The sequence below is a fragment of the Bradyrhizobium centrosematis genome, from assembly GCF_045571495.1.
Classification (GTDB): Bacteria; Pseudomonadota; Alphaproteobacteria; order Rhizobiales; family Xanthobacteraceae; genus Bradyrhizobium; species Bradyrhizobium centrosematis.
The window spans coordinates 7,131,719-7,148,529 of record NZ_CP120703.1; the positions used below are offsets into that span (position 1 = coordinate 7,131,719).

A 16,811-nucleotide genomic window follows, 5' to 3' on the forward strand; every position below is an offset into this window, starting at 1 on the left:
GATCGCTCTCAGGCCGCCACGGATACCGATTTCGCGCGCTGCTCGAGGACGGCAAGGGTGGAGACCAGATTGTCCCGGCGTGCGCGAAGGTTGAGTGCAAGCATCGGATAGGTCGGCTGTTGCACGTCGAACACGCCGGCCTTGGCCTCTTCCTCGAGAATATCGGTATTCAAGAGCCGAACGCGCCACCACAAATCGGCGATCAACGCATCGAGCCGCTGTTCGCCTTTAGTACCAAGACGGGACACTTCTTGCATCGTTTGCCTCAACCTGAAACGAGCCTCCCCAGTGAGGCCCGACTTTGGTCAGGACTGAGCAAGCAAGGTGCCAGGAATGGACCTCGCCCCCGGCAGACGGCCCGGAACACGCGTTTCGCGGTGATCCAGCGGCCGGCCCCGGTCGTTTTCAGTCCGAGAGGTCGCTTGTCGAGGCGCTATGATCGCTGCTATCCGGGCTTTAAATGTGCCAATCCGCGCTGAGGCTGTTTTGCCCCGGAGGGTCGCGGCGCGGCTATCGATTGATGCGAGTAAAGGGCCGAAGGCAAAGGTGGACTGGGCTGATTTGATCGGACGCGTCGCCTCTGAAGGCGACCGGGGGGCTTTCAAGCGGCTGTTCGAGCATTTCGCGCCCCGCATCAAGGGGCTGATGCTCAAAGCCGGGTGCAGCCCCGACGAAGCGGAAGAGATCGCCCAGAATACCATGATCGCCGTGTGGCGGAAGGCGCTGCAATTCGATCCTGCGACGGCAGGCGCGCCGGCCTGGATATTCACGATCGCGCGCAATCTGCGGATCGATTCATTCCGCCGCAGGGTGCGTGCCGAGCGCCTCCAAACCGGTTCCGTACCGCCTGACGAGCCGGATCAGGCCGAGACAGCTGATGTCCTGATCTCGCGCGGGCAGGATGCGGCACGAATCGCGTCGGCCCTCAAGCAACTTTCGGAAGAGCAATCGATGGTAATGAGGCTGTCATTCATCGAGGAAAGGCCGCACCCTGAAATCGCACGCGCGCTCGGAATTCCGGTTGGGACGGTCAAGTCACGGATCAGGCTGGCGATGAACCGCTTGCGCGACATTTTGGACGAAGAAGCATGACGATCAGCCATCATCCGCCGGAAGATCTTCTGGCCGATTTCGCGGCCGGCAAGCTGGAAGAGGCCCACCAACTGGTCGTCGGCGTGCATGTGGCCGGCTGCAAGCGCTGCGCCCGCTTTGTGCAGGCTATCGAGCAGCTCGCGGGCGCGGCGCTGGAGGATGTCGCACCGGTGCCGGTCGCCTCAGATGCCTTCGATCGCGTGATGTCGCGAATTCACGAGCCTCCGCAGCAGAGAGCCGCGCCTCCCCTCGCCCGCGGCGCGGACCATGATCTTCCGCCGGCACTGCGAAAATATCGCATCGGCAAACGCCGGCGTGTCGCGCCGGGTCTTAGCCTGCGGCCGATCGAGCTGTCCGGTTCGGGCAAGGCGCGCGCCTTCCTGCTTCGATCAGCCCCAGGCTCGCGCATGCTTGAGCACACCCACACCGGCACCGAGTTGACCCTGGTGCTCGAAGGCAGCTTCAGCCATGAGGGCGGGCACTTTGGTCCCGGAGATTTCGACTACGGTGACGACGAGATCGATCATCGTCCCATCGTCGGCGACGAAGGCCCTTGCCTCTGTCTGGTCGCCATGACCGGCGACCTGCGCATGAACGGTTTCCTCGGCCGGCTGATCGGACCGTTCGTGCGGCTGTAGTCACGTCCCGTCCCCCCGTCGAGTGATCCGGGCCTGCACTCGGAGCGTTCTCAAGGAAACGCAAGGGAGACAGGACATGGCTTGTTCAAGCCCGGGAAGTCAGGTGCAGAGCGAGAGGTTGGACGAACTTTTGGCGCGTGTCTGCGCAGGCGAAACACGCGCCTTCGCCGAGCTCCATGCGCTGACACGCGGCAGCCTGCGCAGGATCGCGCTGGCCGTAGGAGCCGCGCCGCACGACGTCGACGACATCCTCCAGGAAAGCTTTTTGAAGATCTGGCGCAATGCCGCCCGCTTCGATTCCGGACGGGCACCTGCCATGGCCTGGATGTCCGCGATCGTGCGGCACACGACGATTGATCATCTGCGCATCAGACGACGGCCAAGTGTCGAGCTGGACAAGGCGCTGATGGTGCCGACAGCAGCCGGGCCGTCACCAGCGGAGGACTTCGATTACGCCAGCGCCGAACCCATTGCCCACGGCGCACTGGCGCGTTTGCCGGAAGATCGCCGCAGGCTGGTCGCTCTGGCCTATCTCGAAGGCGAGAGCCGCGCGAGTCTGTCGCGGCGTTTTGGCGTGCCGGTCGGCACCATCAAGACCTGGCTCCACCGAACTATCTTGACGGTGCGCAAGGATTGCCTCGCGGCATCGGCCGCAGCCTGAACCCGGCGAGAGCTCCTGCATGGACGCAGAGATCATCGAATTTCCCGAGCGCGGGCGCAGGAACCGGCTTGTTTTTTCAACGGCACGGCTCGAAGCCATCGTGAGAGAGGTCGAGCGTGTCGTATCCGACGAGCCTGAATCCGGTGCCGATCGGCTGCTTGCAATGATGGAGCGCATGAGCGATCAACTTGTCGATCTCGCATGCCTCTTACTCGAGGAAGAGGCAAAGCTGCAGGCTCTGAGTGCATTCCAGGACTTGTCCGACAAGATCGCGCAAACCAGAGCGGCGTTCGAGCAGCTTGGGAAGCAAAAGCATCCCTAGACCAAGACGCGAGCTCAGCTTCGTCGGAGCAGCAAGCGTGATCAGTGCGACAGCTTTTGCGCGACAAGAAAGCCGATCCAGGCACTGACGCCGCCGAGCAACGATCCCCAGCACACGTCCGCTAGGGTCAGCCCGGTCGACCAGTTTCGCAGTGTCGCCTGATTGGTCAGATCGTAAGTGGCATAGGTGAAGCAGCCGAGCAGCAGGCCGGACGTGAACGCACGCAGCGCGCCGCCATCCTGCTGCGCCGGCAACACGGCAAACCAGATCAGGCCGACAGGATACAGCACATAAAACGCGGCCGCGGCCACAAGATTGGGCTGAGCCCGCAACATATCGCCCAGCATCGGCCGGTACAGTCTTTCGACCATGGTCGTAAGCCAGACCATGTCGACGGCAACGAAGGTCACGGCCACCGCAAGATAGGTCAAGAAAAGGGTCATGTCCGCGTTCCCGTCGGCTGTCAGGCCGGGTTTGTCGAGCTGGCTGTCGGAAGAACGATCCGCGGGCCATTGCGGATCACATCGACCGCTCATCGCCGCGCGTGCGCGGCGGCCATGGAAAGAATGCGCTGGTGCGCGCCTGATATTGGCGATACCGCTCGCCGCGCGATTGCAGCATCTGCTCTTCGAGCGGCGGTATTCCCGTCACGTGGACCAGGATCCGGTACATGATGGCCGGCGCCGCCAGGCTGAGCCAACCCCATGGATATCCGGGCGACAGCGCGATCACCGGGTAGGCCAGCCATCCCAACCATTCGAAGAAGTAGTTCGGGTGACGCGACCAATGCCAAAGGCCGACGTCGCAGACATGGCCGGCGTTGGACGGATCGAACTTGAAGCGGCGCAGCTGGCGGTCGGCCAATGCCTCGCCGGCGACCGCAGCCAGGATGATCGCTGCTCCGGCGTAGTCCTGCAGTCGCAGTCCGGGCCCCGGCGCGTGTGCGGCCAGGAAGACCGCGAACGGCAGCGGCACCGAGACCAGCGCCTGTGATTGCAGGAACAGGAACATCCGGCGAGGAGCGTCAGGCCCCCATTGGCGCGCATAGTTGGCATATCTGGGATCGTCGATCCCGGCCGCAGAGCGGCGCGCGATGTGCGTGCCGAGCCGCACCGACCAGAGCAGCACGAGGCCTGCGACGAGCACCTGGCGGGCCGGTGCCCCCTCGTCAAGCGGCCACAAGGCAGCGGCCGCGCCGACGAGGCCGGTCGCATAGGACCAGATGGCATCGACCCAGCCGGAATTGCCCGTGCGCTGCTGAACGACCCAGGCCAGTCCCATCAAAAGGCAGAGGGCCAGCGCAATGCCGCCGAGCGCCAGAACGTATGGAAGAATCATGCCCTCACCTGAATTCACTCCTCCGGATACGTCCCCTGCGGGTGCCGGTTTCGTGCTCTGCGGCGGGCGGCTCCACGGGAGCCAGGTGATCCGCGCCATCTCGCCGAACGTTTCTTAGCCGTTGCTTCAAGGACCGTCGGCGGACGGTACCGCAGTGGGGGCGAAAGAGAATGCGTTTGGCCGTGATCGGGACGGGAATTGCCGGCAATGCCGCCGCGTGGCTCCTGTCGAAACGTTACGCAGTCACCGTTTACGAGCGCGAGCTGCAGCCAGGCGGACATAGCCATACCGTTCGGGTGGATTATGACGGTGAGTCCATCGACGTCGACGTCGGCTTCATCGTGTTCAACGAGACGAACTATCCGCAATTGACCTCGCTGTTCGCGCATCTGGGCGTGAAGACCGTCGAGACCTGCATGAGCTTTGCCCTATCCGTAGATGGCGGCCGATTCGAGTGGCGAGGCGGCGGCGAGACCGCCCTGCAAACGGCCCGCGGCCTGTTCGCACAGAAGCGCAACCTCGCCTCGCCCTCATACTATCGCATGCTGGCCGAGGTGCTGCGCTTCAACAAACAGGCCGTAGCCGATCTGCGCGCCGGCCGGCTGCGTGACCTGACTCTCGGCGCGTATCTGCGCCAGGGAGCGTTCGAGCCGCGGCTGTTCTCGGACTATCTCGGCCCGATGGGGGCGGCCATCTGGTCGTCCTCGTCGGACGACATCCTGTCGTTTCCGGCGGAGAACTTCGTCGCCTTCTTCGACAATCACCGGCTGCTGCACCTCGATCGGCCGCGCTGGCGGACCGTGCGGGGTGGCAGCCGCCACTATGTCGAGAAGCTGACTGCCTTGTTCAGGCACAACATTCGATTAGGCTGCGCGGTGACCTCTATCGACCGAACGAGGCATGGCGTGACCGTCCGCGACAGTCATGGCGGTGTGGAGAATTACGACGCCGTAGTGATGGCTTGTCACAGCGATCAGGCCTTGGCGGCACTGTCGGATGCCGACGCGCAGGAGCGCTCCATTCTCGGTGCGATCAGATATGCCCCGAACACCGTCTATCTGCACCGTGATCCCAATCTCATGCCCCGGCGTCGCCAGGGATGGGCATCCTGGAACTTCCTGCGCTGGCCGCGACAGACGCCCGCGCAGAACGACGTGGCGGTGACCTATTGGATGAATCGGCTGCAGGGCATCGAAGAGCGCAAGCCATTGTTCGTCAGCCTCAACCCGCCGTTCGAGCCGGCGGCCGATCTGACATTTGGGAAATTCAGCTTCGCCCATCCGCAATACGACCTGGCTGCATTCACGGCGCAGCGACGGCTCCCCGCGATTCAGGGGCGTCGCCGAACCTGGTTCTGCGGCGCCTGGGCCGGCTACGGCTTTCACGAGGATGGCCTGCAGGCGGGCATCGCTGTTGCCCAAGCCCTTGGCAGCGAGGTTCCGTGGCGACAGCCCGCCCCGTTGCAGGCCCAGGCTGCCGAGTAAAGCGGTGGCTCAAACCGGACCAGCCAGAGTGGAGAATGTGGCAGCGCCCGCCGCGCTCTATTGGGGAAAGGTGATGCACGCGCGATGGCGGCCCGTGCAGCACAGATTCACCTACCGCGTGATGAGCCTGCTGATCGATCTCGACAAGCTCAATGAAGCGGATCGCCAATCGCACCTGTTCGGCATCAACCGCGCGGCGCCCTTCAGCTTCTACGAGCGCGATCACGGTGAAGGCAAGCGCACCGGCCTCAGCCACTATGTCCGGCGCCTCGCAGCGGAACGTGGTATCGATCTCTCTGCAGGCCGCGTGCTCCTGCTCTGCTATCCCCGAGTCCTCGGCTACGTGTTCAACCCGCTCTCGATCTATTTTTGTTACGATGCGTCCGGCAATCCAGCGCTGTTGATCTACGAAGTCCGCAACACTTACGGCGAACTGCATTCCTACGTCCTTCCCGTGCAGGAGGCGGCGGGCCGCAGCATACGACAAAGCCAGGCAAAGCAGTTCTACGTCTCACCTTTCATGGCGATGGACACGCATTACCGTTTCAGCGTTTCTCCACCGGAGCAGGATGTGAAAGTCAGGATTCTGCAGAGCGGCGCGCAGGGTGCGATGTTCGCTGCCGCGTTCTGCGGACGACGTCGTGCTCTCACCAGCCACTCCCTGCTGGTGGCGCTCGTCGGCCTGCCCTTGCTGACGTTCAAGGTGATCGCAGCCATTCACTGGGAAGCACTGCGGCTCTGGCTGAAAGGAGTTCCCTATGTGCCCCGCTTGAAACAACGTGAGACCTAGACAATGGACCTCGCAGTCCCGCATCAGACCATGCAATTTGACGGCGTCCCGTTCTTTGGCCGACTGGCTCTGCGCCTTGCGTCGCAACTTCGGTGCGGCACCGTTCACGTGCGCCTTCCCGACCAGCGAATGGTCACATTGCGTGGCCAGCTTGCGGGCCCGACGGCCACGATCGAACTCAATAATTACAGGTTTGCGCGCAGCCTTGTTGTCGGCGGTGATATCGGCATGGCCGAGGCGTATATCCGGGGCGACTGGACCACGCCCGATCTCGCTCAGCTTCTTTACCTGTTCTGCCTCAACGAAGACCTCGTCGAGAGCGCTTTTGCCGGAAGCATGCTGGTTCGCCTCTGCCGGCGAGCGCTTCATCACCTGCGCCGCAACACCAGGCACGGGTCGAGGCATAATATCCACAAACATTACGATCTCGGAAACGACTTCTTCGCTGCCTGGCTCGATTCCAGCATGACCTATTCATCGGCCCTCTTCGCGGCCGAGACGGCCGACCTTCCCGCCGCGCAACAGCACAAATACGAACAGCTGGCGAAGGCCATCGAATTGCAGCCCGGCCAGAGCGTGCTCGAGATCGGATGCGGTTGGGGTGGCTTCGCCGAATTCGCCGCAAAGACTTACGACGCGAGCGTGCTGGCGCTCACCATCAGTCGGGAGCAGCATGAATTTGCCCGACGACGGATCCATGAGGCTGGACTCGCCGAGAAAGTCGAGGTTCGCCTGCAGGATTATCGCGACCAGGACGGCCGCTTCGACCGCATCGCCTCCATCGAGATGATCGAGGCCGTGGGCGAGCAGTTCTGGCCTGCCTATTTCAATCAGCTGAACCAGCGGCTCAAGCCCGGCGGCCTGGCCGGCATCCAGGCAATCACGGTTCGCGATGAGCTTTTCGGCAGCTATCGGCAGCGTGTGGACTTCATCCAGAGATACATCTTTCCAGGCGGGATGCTGCCTTCGGCCAATATCCTGCGTTCGCTTGGCGAACGCTTCGAGATGCCCGTCATTCGCGAGCGCGCGTTCGGGCAGGATTATGCGAAGACGCTCGCACTCTGGCGCGACAATTTCAGCCGAGCCTGGACCGATCTGACGTCGATCGGGTTCGACGAGCCCTTCCGTCGACTGTGGGAATACTACCTGTGCTATTGCGAGGCCGGGTTCAGGGCCGGGAAGATCGACGTCGGGCAGCTGGTGTTTGCGCGGCGAAGCTGACCGGGTCTTGCGGCACTCCTGGCCGCTAGGCGGTTGGTCGCCACCCAGGGCAGCGGGCCGAGAGGAATGGTGCCCAGGGGCGGAATCGAACCACCGACACTGCGATTTTCAGTCGCATGCTCTACCAACTGAGCTACCTGGGCGTGCTCCAAGAGAGGGGCCAAAGCCCATCGAGCGGGCGGTTTATAGTGGGCCGGACGCGGCCTGTCCACCCGGCTTCGCCAAGAGGCTGCGCGGGGCGCGGCCCGGCTGTGCACAAGCTGCGGCGGACTTGCCGTGGCTGGCGCGCGGCGTCGCACCCGCTCAATCAAGCTACTGATATTGTTTATCTATTCAACGTCATCCGGGTCGTCGTCGCGGCCGGGGATGACGTAGGCGCCCTTCAGCCAGCGGTTCAGGTCGACGTCGCGACAGCGCGAGGAGCAGAACGGGCGGGTCGCCTGTGACTGCGGCTTGCCGCAGATCGGGCAGGCTTTGAGCGGGCTGGCGGGCTTTTTGACCTGGTCGTCCATGATGTCGGCAGCTTGCACGGGTGAAAGGGTTCAAGAGCCTGTCGGCAAACCGGTTCCTGGTGCAGCGGCGCGGGCGCCGCGGCGGGCCATTCTACTGTGCATGGGGTTGTTTTCGCGACTCTTGTTGGGCCGCGGCCGGCCGGCTCACACCGTGGTGGAATTGAGCCAGCCGAAGCGAATCGGAAAGCCCTCCCCGCCGAGCAGCGTGGTGGTCTCGTAGAGCGGCAGGCCGACGACGTTGGTGTAGGACCCCACCATCTTGACCACGAAGGAGCCGGCGATGCCCTGCACCGCGTAGCCGCCGGCTTTGCCGCGCCATTCGCCGGAGCCGATATAGGCCTGGATGTCGTCCTCCGACAGGCGCTTGAAGCGGACGCGGGTCTCGACCAGGCGCTGGCGGAAGGCCTCGCGCGGCGTGACCAGGCAGATCGCGGTGTAGACCCGGTGGTTGCGGCCCGACAGCAGCCGCAGGCACTGCGCAGCCTCGTCCACGAGGTTGGCCTTGGGCAGGATGCGGCGGCCCACCGCTACCACCGTGTCGGCGGAGAGGATGAAGGCGCCTCTCAGCTCGTCGTCGAGCTGCACCGATTTCAGTGCCGCATCGGCCTTGGCCCGCGCGAGCCGATTGGCGCAGGCACGCGGCAGCTCGCCCCGCTTCGGAGTCTCGTCGACGTCGGCCGGCCGCAGCGCATCCGGCTCGATGCCGGCCTGGTTGAGCAGCGACAGCCGACGCGGCGAACCGGAGGCAAGTACGAATTTGGGGCGGCCGAGCATCAGGTGATTTGGGGGATGAGGCAGGGGTGAATTGCGCGCGGAACCTATCGGAAGGGGGCTGATTTCACAACCCGGGAACCCGGACTTTGCTGATTCGAGGTGTCCGACATCGCTGTGCCCTCAGTCTGTGACGCCGGTGTTACGGGTGCCGAATGCTACCCGCTCGCCGCGCCGACCTTGGCAAACCGCCGGCGAATGCGCAGCAGGAGCTGGTCGCAGACCTCGCGATAAGCCGCCAGTTTCTGGTCGCGGCTGCCTTCGATGGTGGTGGGATCCTGCGTCGGCCAATATTCGACGTCGGCGGCGAGCGTCCGCGTCAGCTCCAGCGCCTTGTGGTGCGCCTCGGGCGAGAGCGTGATGATGAGATCGAAATTCAGCCCCTCCCAATCCTCCAGCTCCTCGAAGGTCTGCGGCTTATGGGCGGAGATGTCCTGGCCGAGCTCGGCCATCACGGCAACCGCGAACGGGTCGAGCTCGCCCTTTCTGGTGCCCGCCGATTTCACGTAGAGACCCTGCGGAAACATGTGCTGCAACAGGCTCTCGGCCATCGGCGAGCGCACGCTGTTCATCGCACAGGCGAACAGCACCGATTGCGGATTGCTTGCGCGTGGCGGCGCAGCCATCGCTTACGCTCTTATATTTTCGCGCATGATCCGATCCGAAAACCGGTTCCCACTTTTCGGGATCATGCGGGATCAGCCTTTCCAATGCAGGACGGTGATGAGCGTGAACAGCCGGCGCGAGGTCTCGAAGTCGACCCGCACCTTGCCTTTCAGCCGCTCCTGCAGCGTGCGCGATCCCTCGTCATGGATGCCGCGGCGGCCCATGTCGATGGCCTCGATCTTGTCGGGGGTCGCCGTGCGGATCGCCTGGTAGTAGCTGTCGCAGATCATGAAATAGTCCTTCACGATCCGCCGGAACGGCGTCAGCGACAACAGATGCGCGACGACGGGCGAGCCGTCCTCGCGGCGGATGTCGAACATCAGCCGATTGCCGGTGATGCCGATGTGCAGCGTGAACGGGCCCTGCCCCTCCGCGCCCTCGGGCGCGAACAGGTTCTGCTCGATCAGATCGTAGATCGCGATCGCCCGCTCGTGCTCGATATCGGGCCCGGAACGCCCGATCGAGTCTTCGTCGAGGGTGACCGCGACGATGCGATTGTTGGAGTCGTCCTGTTCGGGCGGCTTTGTCATGACAGATTGAGGCGCAATCCAATCGAGCGCGAATGGGCGTCCAGCCCCTCCGCCTTGCCGAGCGTCATCGCGGCCGGGCCCAGCGCACGGAGCTGGTCCGGCCCGCATTTCAGGATGGAAGTGCGCTTCATGAAGTCGTGCACCGACAGGCCTGAGGAGAATCGCGCCGAGCGCGCCGTCGGCAGCACATGGTTGGAGCCGCCGACATAATCGCCGATCGCCTCGGGCGTATGGGGCCCGAGGAACACCGCGCCGGCATTGCGAATCCTGGCGGCGAGCGCGTCGGGATCCACAGTCATGATCTCGAGATGTTCGGCGGCGATGGCATCCGCGAGCGGAATGGCCTCGTCCAGGTTCTTCACCATGATGATGGCGCCGAAATCGGCCCAGGAGGAACCGGCGATTGCCGCGCGCGGCAGCGTCTTCAACTGCGCCTCGACCGCCTGTTCGACATCGGCGGCAAGCCGCGCCGAGTCGGTGATCAGGATCGACTGCGCACTGGCATCATGCTCGGCCTGCGCCAAGAGGTCGGCGGCGATCCAATCGGCATTGCCGGTGTCGTCGGCGATGACGAGCACCTCGGACGGGCCCGCGATCATGTCGATGCCGACCTTGCCGAACACCAGCCGCTTGGCGGCGGCGACATAGGCATTGCCGGGGCCGACGATCTTTGCGACCGGCGCGATCGTCGCGGTGCCGTGCGCCAGCGCAGCCACGGCCTGCGCGCCGCCGACGCGGTAAATCTCGGTGACGCCGCCGAGATGCGCGGCCGCCAGCACCAGCGGGTTGAGCTTGCCGTCCGGCGAGGGCACCACCATCACGAGGCGCGAGACGCCGGCGACTTTGGCGGGCACTGCGTTCATCAGCACCGAGGACGGATAGGCCGCGGTGCCGCCGGGCACGTAGAGGCCGGCCGATTCGATTGCGGTGTAGCGCCAGCCGAGCTCGACGCCGAGCGCGTCGGTGAAGCGCTCGTCCTTCGGCAGCTGGCGGCGATGATAGGTCTCGATGCGGTCGCGCGCGAGTTTCAGCGCGTCCAGCGTGGCGGCATCGCAGGCCTTCACCGCGGCCTCGATCTCGGCGGCCGTGACGCGCAGGCCGGATGCATCCAGCGTCAGGCGGTCGAACTTCGCGGTGGCCTCGAGCAGGGCGACATCACCGCGCTTGGCCACGTCGTCGACGATGGCGCGCGCGGCGGCCTCGACGTCGGCCGAGACCTCGCGCTTGGCGGCGAGGAAGGCCGCGAATCGCTGGTTAAAATCGGCGCTGTTGCGATCGAGACGAACGGGCATGTCTGGCTTGGCTTCTGGCTGGTCTTGGGGGCGGATTGGCGCACCAGGTCCCCTGCTCAATGGCGCGGCGGGGAAGCGGCGTCAACCCTTGGGACCGGGCCGTCGCCCTTGGGATCGTCCCGGCGACGGCAGGGCCGGTGATTGGCATGCCACCTCAGCCTTCCCCCTCGATCGCCACCCCCGTTCCCAGCGCGTCCGCCCCGAGATCGGTCAGCTCGCATTCCAGGCATTCGACGTCCAGGCGGATGGCACCGCCCTCGGCGAACAAAAGCAGGGCACTGCCGGCGGGCTCCTCGCTGCGCCCGCCCCTCGGGTGAAATTCGATGCCGACGAGGTCCAGGACCTTGTCGGGAGCATTGAGGTCGATGTTGCGCGACTTGCAGGCGAGCACGCGGTCGAAGCGGAGCGCGGCGACCAGCCGGCGCGGCTCGGCCTCGCCCTCCAGCGTCTGCTCCCAGTCCAGCCGGCTCATCCCGACCACGAGCCGCTTCTCGCTTTGTCGCCAGATGATGTCGGAGGCCTGGACGCGGGCGTCCTGGACATGGGTCGAGATCACGGCGAGATCGTCGGCGTCGAGCGCGATCAGTTTGAGCTGGGGCGACATCGCCGACGCTTCTCCTTCGGGTGGACAGGGCTCAACGCGCCCAGGGCCCAAAATTTCCGCACAAACTAACGGGCCGGCGGGCTAGAGGCTATTGATATCCTCCATTTCCAGCACCTTCCGCAGATACCCCTCCCGGGCGACGCGGATCATGGCGCGGCCAATCTGCTCGGTCGACGTGACGAGCCGCGGCGAGGGCCGACGCAGCTGCGACCAAAGCGGCGAGGTTGCAGTATGGACCGCCTGCACCCTGGCCATCTTGGAATTCGTCACACGACACACCGTCAGCGTCGCCGAGAGATCCCGCAGCATTTCGCGGCAAGAGCCCTCACGCGCCACGCTCTGCAAACGCGCCGCCTCTCCCGCCAGCAAGCGGGAGAGGCGCAAGCCGCAGACAATGCCTGCGAAATCCAATGCGACGCCCCCTTCATGCGGGTGCGAGTCGCATCTCACTCCCTGAAAAACGCCAGCAGGTCCGCGTTGATGGTTTCGGCGTGCGTGGTCGGCATGCCGTGCGGAAAACCCTTGTAGGTCTTCAGGATGCCCTTCTTCAGAAGCTTCGCCGACAGCGGCCCGGAATCGGCGTAAGGCACGATCTGGTCGTCGTCGCCGTGCATCACCAGCACCGGCACGTTGATCTTCTTCAGGTCCTCGGTGAAATCGGTCTGCGAGAACGCGACGATGCCGTCGTAATGCGCCTTCGCGCCGCCCATCATGCCCTGGCGCCACCAGTTCTCGATCACCGCCTCCGAGGGCTTTGCGCCCGGACGGTTGTAGCCGTAGAACGGGCCCGCGGCGATGTCGCGGTAGAACGCCGAACGGCCGGCGGCAAGCGCGGCCTGGAAGCCGTCGAACACGCTCTTCGGCAGGCCGCCGGGATTGGCCGCGGTCTGCACCATCAGCGGCGGCACTGCCGACAGGATCGCCGCCTTCGCCACCCGGCTCTCGCCGTGGCGCGCGATATAGCGCACCACTTCGCCGCCGCCGGTGGAATGGCCGACATGAATGGCGTTCTTGAGGTCGAGATGCCCGGTGACGGCGGCGAGATCGTCGGCATAATGATCCATGTCGTGACCGTCCGCGACCTGCGCCGAGCGGCCATGACCGCGGCGGTCATGGGCGATGACGCGATAGCCACGCGTGACGAAGTACATCATCTGCGCGTCCCAGTCGTCCGACGACAACGGCCAGCCGTGGCTGAACACGATCGGCTGCCCACTTCCCCAGTCCTTGTAGAAGATCTCGACGCCGTCTTTGGTGGTGATGGTGGCCATTGTGGGACTCCTTAAGTGTGAGACGTCATGCCGGGGCGCGCGGAGCGCAAAGCCGGATTGAGGCGCGAGATTCCGGGTTCATCGCTGCGCGATGGCCCGGAAATGACGACGAGATGTGAGTGATCAGGCAAATGCCATCGGCTTGTAACGACGCCAGGCGCCGACGGTGAGCACGACGAAGAACACCAGCACGATGCCCTGCACCACCGCGAACACCGGACCCGATGGCGGTGCCGGCGGCACGGCGGGCGCGAGTGCGGCGAGCGCCGGCACCTTGAGGAACGACTGGATCACCAGCACGAAGACGTTGAAATAGAGCGAGACCATCGCGGTCACGATATAGACCGGACGCCAGATGCCGCTGAGCTTCATGCCGTACAGCGCGACGCAGGCGATCGCGAGCAGCACAAGCGAGATGATGCCGATGATGTGCGAAGGCAGCAGCTCCTTGAACGGGAACAGGAAGCCGGTAGCGCTGGTCAGGATGGTGAAAGCCAAGAAGATCGCGGTGAGACCCGGCAGCGGCTTCGAGCCGAGCAGGCCGAACATCACGACGAGGCCGGCGGCGATGGCGATCAGGCTGATGATGACATGAACCATCGTGAAGGCGGGCAGGCTCAACCCAAGAACCATGACATCTCTCCTACTCTCCGCATTGAGATGACGAGAGTAGTATTACGCTCCTCATGGGATTGCCACCGGCGTCGTCATCACATGCAGGTGCGAAGCCATGCGTCATCGTGCGAATCGACAACGCATGGCTGAATTTCTTGCATTCGCCGTCACAAGCGACGGCAGAGGTCGTTTGTAGCTTGCGGGCTCGACGAAAGCAGAACCAGCGACTCACACTTCCTTGGTGTCGAAGATCAAGAGGTCGGCACCGCCGCTGGCGAATTTCGGCACGTCGGCCGCGGCCGCCTTGCCCTCTGCGCTGCCGAAGGCGGACTGGATGGCAGCGACGCTGTCGAAGGTGAGGATGGCGACGAGGTGAATTCCGGAAGGCCCGGCGGGAGAGCCGACCGTGCCCGTGCTGACTGCGTATTTCTTCAAGCCGGGAAGCTTCTTCGCCAGCGGAATATGCGTTTCGGCATAATGCTTGTCGAAGGCGGCAGTATCCTTGGGCGTTTTGTAGAGCACGACGAGTTCAGCCATTGAGTCCTCCCGTTGAATATTTTGTTCGTTCCACGGGCGATACGCCGCGCGGGTGCGACGATAGTCCGTTGGACGCGGCAAAACCGCAAGCCTCTTCGACTTGCCGTCCGCTTGTCTTCTCCTTGCCTAAAGCGCCGGTTTTGCGGCGTCGCCGAGATAGCCGTGCAGGGAGGCCACGACCTGGGCGCCCTCGCCGATTGCGCCGCCGACGCGCTTGACCGAGCCGGAGCGGACGTCGCCGACGGCATAGACGCCGGGCACGGAGGTCTCCAGCGGCGCCACCAGCCGGCCCTGGTTCTGCTCGGACTGCGCGCCGGTGACGACGAAGCCGCCGCGATCGAGCGTCACGCCACAGCCGTCGAGCCAGGAGGTGGCGGGATCGGCGCCGACGAACAGAAAGAGGTTGCGAATGTCGGCGGAATCCTCGTCGTCGGACAACCGGCTCTTCCAGCGGAGCCGCCGCAGCAACCCAGCCTCGTCGCCTTCGAGCGCGGTGATCTCGGTGTTGAACATCAATTCGATGTTCGGCGTGGCTTCGATGCGCTCGATGAGATAGCGCGACATGCTGGCGCCCAAGCCGCCGCCGCGGATGATCATCAGCACGCGCTTCGCATGACCCGACAGGAACACGGCAGCCTGGCCGGCCGAATTGCCGGCACCGACCAGAGCCACCTCCTCGCCGGCACAGAGCTTCGCTTCCACGGGCGAGGCCCAGTACCATACGCCGCGGCCTTCGAACTTGTCGAGGTTCTCGATGGCAGGTCGGCGATAACGTGCACCGCTCGCGACCACGACCGAACGTGAGCGCAAGGGATCGCTGCCCTCGAGTGCCACCGAAAACGCGCCGTCCTTGCGCGTGCAGTCGAGCGACTTCACCGTGACGGGGATCATGATGTCGGCGCCGAATTTTTGCGCCTGGGTGAAGGCGCGCGCGGTCAGGGCCTGGCCGGAGATGCCGGTCGGAAAGCCGAGATAGTTCTCGATTCGCGCGCTGGCGCCGGCCTGGCCGCCGAAGGCGCGGATGTCGAGCACGGCGACGGACAATCCTTCGGACGCCGCATACACGGCGGTGGCGAGCCCGGCCGGCCCGCAGCCGACCACCGCGACGTCGTAGATGCGGTCGTCCTTGGCGCCGCCGATCATGCCGATGGCGCGCGCAAGCTCGGTCTCATTGGGATTGCGCAGCACCGCGCCGCTGGCGGTGACGACCAGCGGCCAATCTTCGGGCTTCGGCGAATAGCGCGCGATCACTTCGGCGGCGTCGCGATCGCGCTCGGGATCGAGCAGATGATGCGGCTGGCCGTTGCGCGTGAGAAAGCCCTGCAGCCGCACCACGCCGGCCGAATGCGACGGGCCGATCAGCACGGGACCGCCGATGCCGCCCTGGATCAGATTGACCCGACGCAGGATCAGCGCGCGCATGATGCGCTCGCCGAGTTCGGCCTCGGCGACCAGCAGCGCGCGCAGCCGGTTCGGCGGCAACAGCAGCGTCTCGACATCGCCCTCGGCACGGCCGTCGACCAGCGCCGGCTGTCCCGAGAGCTGGCTGAGCTCGGCCAGGAACTGCCCCGGTCCCTGGTCGATCACCGGCGTGACGTGGCCGAGACCGTCGCGCTGGGTGATGGCGACATGGCCCTTCAGCACGACGAACATGCCCGGTCCGGGCTTGCCGGTCTCGAACAGGAACTCGCCGTCGGCGTAATTGCGGATCTCGCCAAAATGCCTGATACGCTCGATCTCGGCCGGCGTCAGCGCCGGAAAGGTCTGCTCGGGACGGGTGAAGCGCGACATCATCGCGTCACCACCGGTTCGTTGCTGTCCGTCCTGCCCCATTGTCATTCTCGCTCGTTCCAGCTGCCGGCTTTCCCGGCGGCCCCCTCATTTAGGGAACCATCTTCATTCTGCGAGGGCCCAGCGCTCGCGGCGCGTTCGCGCGCCTGCAGCTTCCGCCGCTTCAGGTTTTCGCGCAGCGCCGATTTCAGCCGGTCATCGCGGGACACCTTCGCCTGTCTCGCACTCTTGTCGGTCTCGTCAGCCATCACGGACAGGTCCATTCACGGGATCTGGGCCTAACATGCCTAACGAACGTGGCAGCTCAAGAGGCCCGCACAATCCATTCGTGCGAAACGCGAAATGGAGCGACTCCGAGCCTTGGGGCAACTGGCCAGTTGGCGAGGGATTCGGGCCCCGGAATCAGCGGGAAGTTGGTGATTTCGAGCCAAAATGGGCATTTCAGCCCTGATATCGGCCCGATTTTCTCGTTTTGACGGGCCTAGCAAGCTTGCGCAGGAGGGGGGCTTGTGGCAGATATCGGCCCGCTTGGCAGGGCCCCTCGGGCGCCCGATTCTTCACCAGCACATGCTGCCGTAGCTCAGTGGTAGAGCACTCCATTGGTAATGGAGAGGTCGACAGTTCAATCCTGTCTGGCAGCACCATCACCCCGCTGGGAACATCGATTTCATTGGAA

At 64.5% G+C, this 16,811-nt stretch carries 22 protein-coding genes and 2 tRNA genes; 8 read left to right on the forward strand and 16 right to left on the reverse strand.

The genetic code is table 11. The features are described from left to right. Positions 1-8 precede the first annotated feature (8 nt). Entirely contained in the window at positions 9-257 is a 249-nt protein-coding gene (locus P6U31_RS33595) for a hypothetical protein (protein WP_407190029.1), read from the reverse strand. Positions 258-546: 289 nt separating this feature from the next. On the opposite strand from P6U31_RS33595, the gene P6U31_RS33600 reads away from it, so the two are divergent. From P6U31_RS33600 to P6U31_RS33615, 4 genes are all read left to right on the forward strand, one after another. Next, positions 547-1,092: a sigma-70 family RNA polymerase sigma factor gene (locus tag P6U31_RS33600; RefSeq protein ID WP_407190030.1), complete on the forward strand. Its 546-nt coding sequence runs from the start codon at positions 547-549 to the stop codon at positions 1,090-1,092. Then, a complete protein-coding gene (locus P6U31_RS33605; protein WP_407185895.1) occupies positions 1,089-1,730 on the forward strand; it encodes a ChrR family anti-sigma-E factor in 642 nt (213 codons plus the stop codon). Before P6U31_RS33600 ends, P6U31_RS33605 begins: the two co-directional genes overlap by 4 nt. Before the next feature lie 118 nt (positions 1,731-1,848). Continuing rightward, a complete protein-coding gene (locus P6U31_RS33610; protein WP_407185896.1) occupies positions 1,849-2,391 on the forward strand; it encodes an RNA polymerase sigma factor in 543 nt (180 codons plus the stop codon). A 19-nt stretch (positions 2,392-2,410) separates the two neighbouring features. Then, positions 2,411-2,713, forward strand: a complete 303-nt coding sequence (locus P6U31_RS33615; RefSeq protein ID WP_407185897.1) for a hypothetical protein — start codon at positions 2,411-2,413, stop codon at positions 2,711-2,713. 41 nt (positions 2,714-2,754) lie between these two features. Here the strand turns inward: P6U31_RS33615 and P6U31_RS33620 are convergent, their stop codons facing one another. Both P6U31_RS33620 and P6U31_RS33625 read right to left on the reverse strand, forming a co-directional pair. Beyond that, positions 2,755-3,156, reverse strand: a complete 402-nt coding sequence (locus P6U31_RS33620; protein WP_407185898.1) for a DUF2177 family protein — start codon at positions 3,154-3,156, stop codon at positions 2,755-2,757. Positions 3,157-3,232: 76 nt separating this feature from the next. Beyond that, entirely contained in the window at positions 3,233-4,051 is an 819-nt protein-coding gene (locus P6U31_RS33625; RefSeq protein WP_407185899.1) for a DUF1295 domain-containing protein, read from the reverse strand. 170 nt (positions 4,052-4,221) lie between these two features. Here P6U31_RS33625 and P6U31_RS33630 point away from each other — a divergent pair, with 170 nt between their 5' ends. From P6U31_RS33630 to P6U31_RS33640, 3 genes are all read left to right on the forward strand, one after another. Further along, the gene (locus P6U31_RS33630) at positions 4,222-5,535 is read left to right on the forward strand and encodes an NAD(P)/FAD-dependent oxidoreductase (protein WP_407185900.1); all 1,314 of its coding nucleotides are present in this window, start codon (positions 4,222-4,224) and stop codon (positions 5,533-5,535) included. A gap of 73 nt (positions 5,536-5,608) precedes the next feature. After that, positions 5,609-6,325 carry a DUF1365 domain-containing protein gene (locus P6U31_RS33635; protein ID WP_407190031.1) on the forward strand — a complete coding sequence of 239 codons (717 nt, stop codon included), beginning with the start codon at positions 5,609-5,611 and terminating at the stop codon, positions 6,323-6,325. A gap of 30 nt (positions 6,326-6,355) precedes the next feature. Beyond that, positions 6,356-7,546 carry a class I SAM-dependent methyltransferase gene (locus P6U31_RS33640; RefSeq protein WP_407185901.1) on the forward strand — a complete coding sequence of 397 codons (1,191 nt, stop codon included), beginning with the start codon at positions 6,356-6,358 and terminating at the stop codon, positions 7,544-7,546. Positions 7,547-7,613: 67 nt separating this feature from the next. Here P6U31_RS33640 and P6U31_RS33645 read toward each other — a convergent pair. The 13 genes from P6U31_RS33645 to P6U31_RS33705 all read right to left on the reverse strand — a co-directional run bounded on the left by P6U31_RS33645 (position 7,614) and on the right by P6U31_RS33705 (position 16,383). Then, positions 7,614-7,689: transfer RNA gene (locus tag P6U31_RS33645), tRNA-Phe, on the reverse strand. 186 nt (positions 7,690-7,875) lie between these two features. Continuing rightward, positions 7,876-8,058 (reverse strand): DNA gyrase inhibitor YacG, encoded by a 183-nt coding sequence (yacG, locus tag P6U31_RS33650; protein ID WP_407185902.1) that lies wholly within the window; start codon positions 8,056-8,058, stop codon positions 7,876-7,878. 144 nt (positions 8,059-8,202) lie between these two features. Then, positions 8,203-8,832, reverse strand: a complete 630-nt coding sequence (locus P6U31_RS33655; protein WP_407185903.1) for a Maf-like protein — start codon at positions 8,830-8,832, stop codon at positions 8,203-8,205. A 155-nt stretch (positions 8,833-8,987) separates the two neighbouring features. Further along, complete coding sequence (locus tag P6U31_RS33660; protein WP_407185904.1) at positions 8,988-9,455, reverse strand: low molecular weight phosphatase family protein; 468 nt, start codon at positions 9,453-9,455, stop codon at positions 8,988-8,990. A 72-nt stretch (positions 9,456-9,527) separates the two neighbouring features. Continuing rightward, positions 9,528-10,025: a UPF0262 family protein gene (locus P6U31_RS33665; protein ID WP_407185905.1), complete on the reverse strand. Its 498-nt coding sequence runs from the start codon at positions 10,023-10,025 to the stop codon at positions 9,528-9,530. Then, on the reverse strand, positions 10,022-11,317 hold the full coding sequence (hisD, locus tag P6U31_RS33670; RefSeq protein WP_407185906.1) for a histidinol dehydrogenase: 1,296 nt from the start codon (positions 11,315-11,317) through the stop codon (positions 10,022-10,024). The genes P6U31_RS33665 and hisD overlap by 4 nt, the downstream gene beginning before the upstream one ends. A 154-nt stretch (positions 11,318-11,471) precedes the next feature. Then, positions 11,472-11,921, reverse strand: a complete 450-nt coding sequence (locus tag P6U31_RS33675; protein WP_407185907.1) for a DUF2948 family protein — start codon at positions 11,919-11,921, stop codon at positions 11,472-11,474. An 81-nt stretch (positions 11,922-12,002) separates the two neighbouring features. Next, positions 12,003-12,332 (reverse strand): hypothetical protein, encoded by a 330-nt coding sequence (locus tag P6U31_RS33680; protein ID WP_407185908.1) that lies wholly within the window; start codon positions 12,330-12,332, stop codon positions 12,003-12,005. A gap of 35 nt (positions 12,333-12,367) precedes the next feature. After that, positions 12,368-13,192 (reverse strand): alpha/beta fold hydrolase, encoded by an 825-nt coding sequence (locus P6U31_RS33685; protein ID WP_407185909.1) that lies wholly within the window; start codon positions 13,190-13,192, stop codon positions 12,368-12,370. Positions 13,193-13,315: 123 nt separating this feature from the next. After that, complete coding sequence (locus P6U31_RS33690; protein WP_407185910.1) at positions 13,316-13,825, reverse strand: hypothetical protein; 510 nt, start codon at positions 13,823-13,825, stop codon at positions 13,316-13,318. A gap of 210 nt (positions 13,826-14,035) precedes the next feature. Beyond that, positions 14,036-14,344 carry an EthD family reductase gene (locus tag P6U31_RS33695; protein ID WP_407185911.1) on the reverse strand — a complete coding sequence of 103 codons (309 nt, stop codon included), beginning with the start codon at positions 14,342-14,344 and terminating at the stop codon, positions 14,036-14,038. 126 nt (positions 14,345-14,470) lie between these two features. After that, a complete protein-coding gene (locus tag P6U31_RS33700) occupies positions 14,471-16,177 on the reverse strand; it encodes an FAD-dependent oxidoreductase (protein ID WP_407190032.1) in 1,707 nt (568 codons plus the stop codon). A gap of 2 nt (positions 16,178-16,179) precedes the next feature. Next, positions 16,180-16,383, reverse strand: a complete 204-nt coding sequence (locus tag P6U31_RS33705) for a hypothetical protein (RefSeq protein ID WP_407185912.1) — start codon at positions 16,381-16,383, stop codon at positions 16,180-16,182. 321 nt (positions 16,384-16,704) lie between these two features. Between P6U31_RS33705 and P6U31_RS33710 the strand changes: the two genes are divergently transcribed. Next, positions 16,705-16,779: transfer RNA gene (locus P6U31_RS33710), tRNA-Thr, on the forward strand. The last annotated feature ends 32 nt before the right edge of the window (positions 16,780-16,811 follow it).

Coding starts and splice junctions, on each gene's coding strand:
- P6U31_RS33595 (WP_407190029.1), bottom strand. CDS start 257: ATGCAAGAAGTGTCCCGTCTTGGTACTAAAGGCGAACAGCGGCTCGAT.
- P6U31_RS33605 (WP_407185895.1), top strand. CDS start 1,089: ATGACGATCAGCCATCATCCGCCGGAAGATCTTCTGGCCGATTTCGCG.
- P6U31_RS33615 (WP_407185897.1), top strand. CDS start 2,411: ATGGACGCAGAGATCATCGAATTTCCCGAGCGCGGGCGCAGGAACCGG.
- P6U31_RS33620 (WP_407185898.1), bottom strand. CDS start 3,156: ATGACCCTTTTCTTGACCTATCTTGCGGTGGCCGTGACCTTCGTTGCC.
- P6U31_RS33625 (WP_407185899.1), bottom strand. CDS start 4,051: ATGATTCTTCCATACGTTCTGGCGCTCGGCGGCATTGCGCTGGCCCTC.
- P6U31_RS33630 (WP_407185900.1), top strand. CDS start 4,222: ATGCGTTTGGCCGTGATCGGGACGGGAATTGCCGGCAATGCCGCCGCG.
- P6U31_RS33635 (WP_407190031.1), top strand. CDS start 5,609: ATGCACGCGCGATGGCGGCCCGTGCAGCACAGATTCACCTACCGCGTG.
- P6U31_RS33640 (WP_407185901.1), top strand. CDS start 6,356: ATGCAATTTGACGGCGTCCCGTTCTTTGGCCGACTGGCTCTGCGCCTT.
- yacG (WP_407185902.1), bottom strand. CDS start 8,058: ATGGACGACCAGGTCAAAAAGCCCGCCAGCCCGCTCAAAGCCTGCCCG.
- P6U31_RS33655 (WP_407185903.1), bottom strand. CDS start 8,832: ATGCTCGGCCGCCCCAAATTCGTACTTGCCTCCGGTTCGCCGCGTCGG.
- P6U31_RS33660 (WP_407185904.1), bottom strand. CDS start 9,455: ATGGCTGCGCCGCCACGCGCAAGCAATCCGCAATCGGTGCTGTTCGCC.
- P6U31_RS33665 (WP_407185905.1), bottom strand. CDS start 10,025: ATGACAAAGCCGCCCGAACAGGACGACTCCAACAATCGCATCGTCGCG.
- hisD (WP_407185906.1), bottom strand. CDS start 11,317: ATGCCCGTTCGTCTCGATCGCAACAGCGCCGATTTTAACCAGCGATTC.
- P6U31_RS33675 (WP_407185907.1), bottom strand. CDS start 11,921: ATGTCGCCCCAGCTCAAACTGATCGCGCTCGACGCCGACGATCTCGCC.
- P6U31_RS33685 (WP_407185909.1), bottom strand. CDS start 13,192: ATGGCCACCATCACCACCAAAGACGGCGTCGAGATCTTCTACAAGGAC.
- P6U31_RS33690 (WP_407185910.1), bottom strand. CDS start 13,825: ATGGTTCTTGGGTTGAGCCTGCCCGCCTTCACGATGGTTCATGTCATC.
- P6U31_RS33695 (WP_407185911.1), bottom strand. CDS start 14,344: ATGGCTGAACTCGTCGTGCTCTACAAAACGCCCAAGGATACTGCCGCC.
- P6U31_RS33700 (WP_407190032.1), bottom strand. CDS start 16,177: ATGGGGCAGGACGGACAGCAACGAACCGGTGGTGACGCGATGATGTCG.
- P6U31_RS33705 (WP_407185912.1), bottom strand. CDS start 16,383: ATGGCTGACGAGACCGACAAGAGTGCGAGACAGGCGAAGGTGTCCCGC.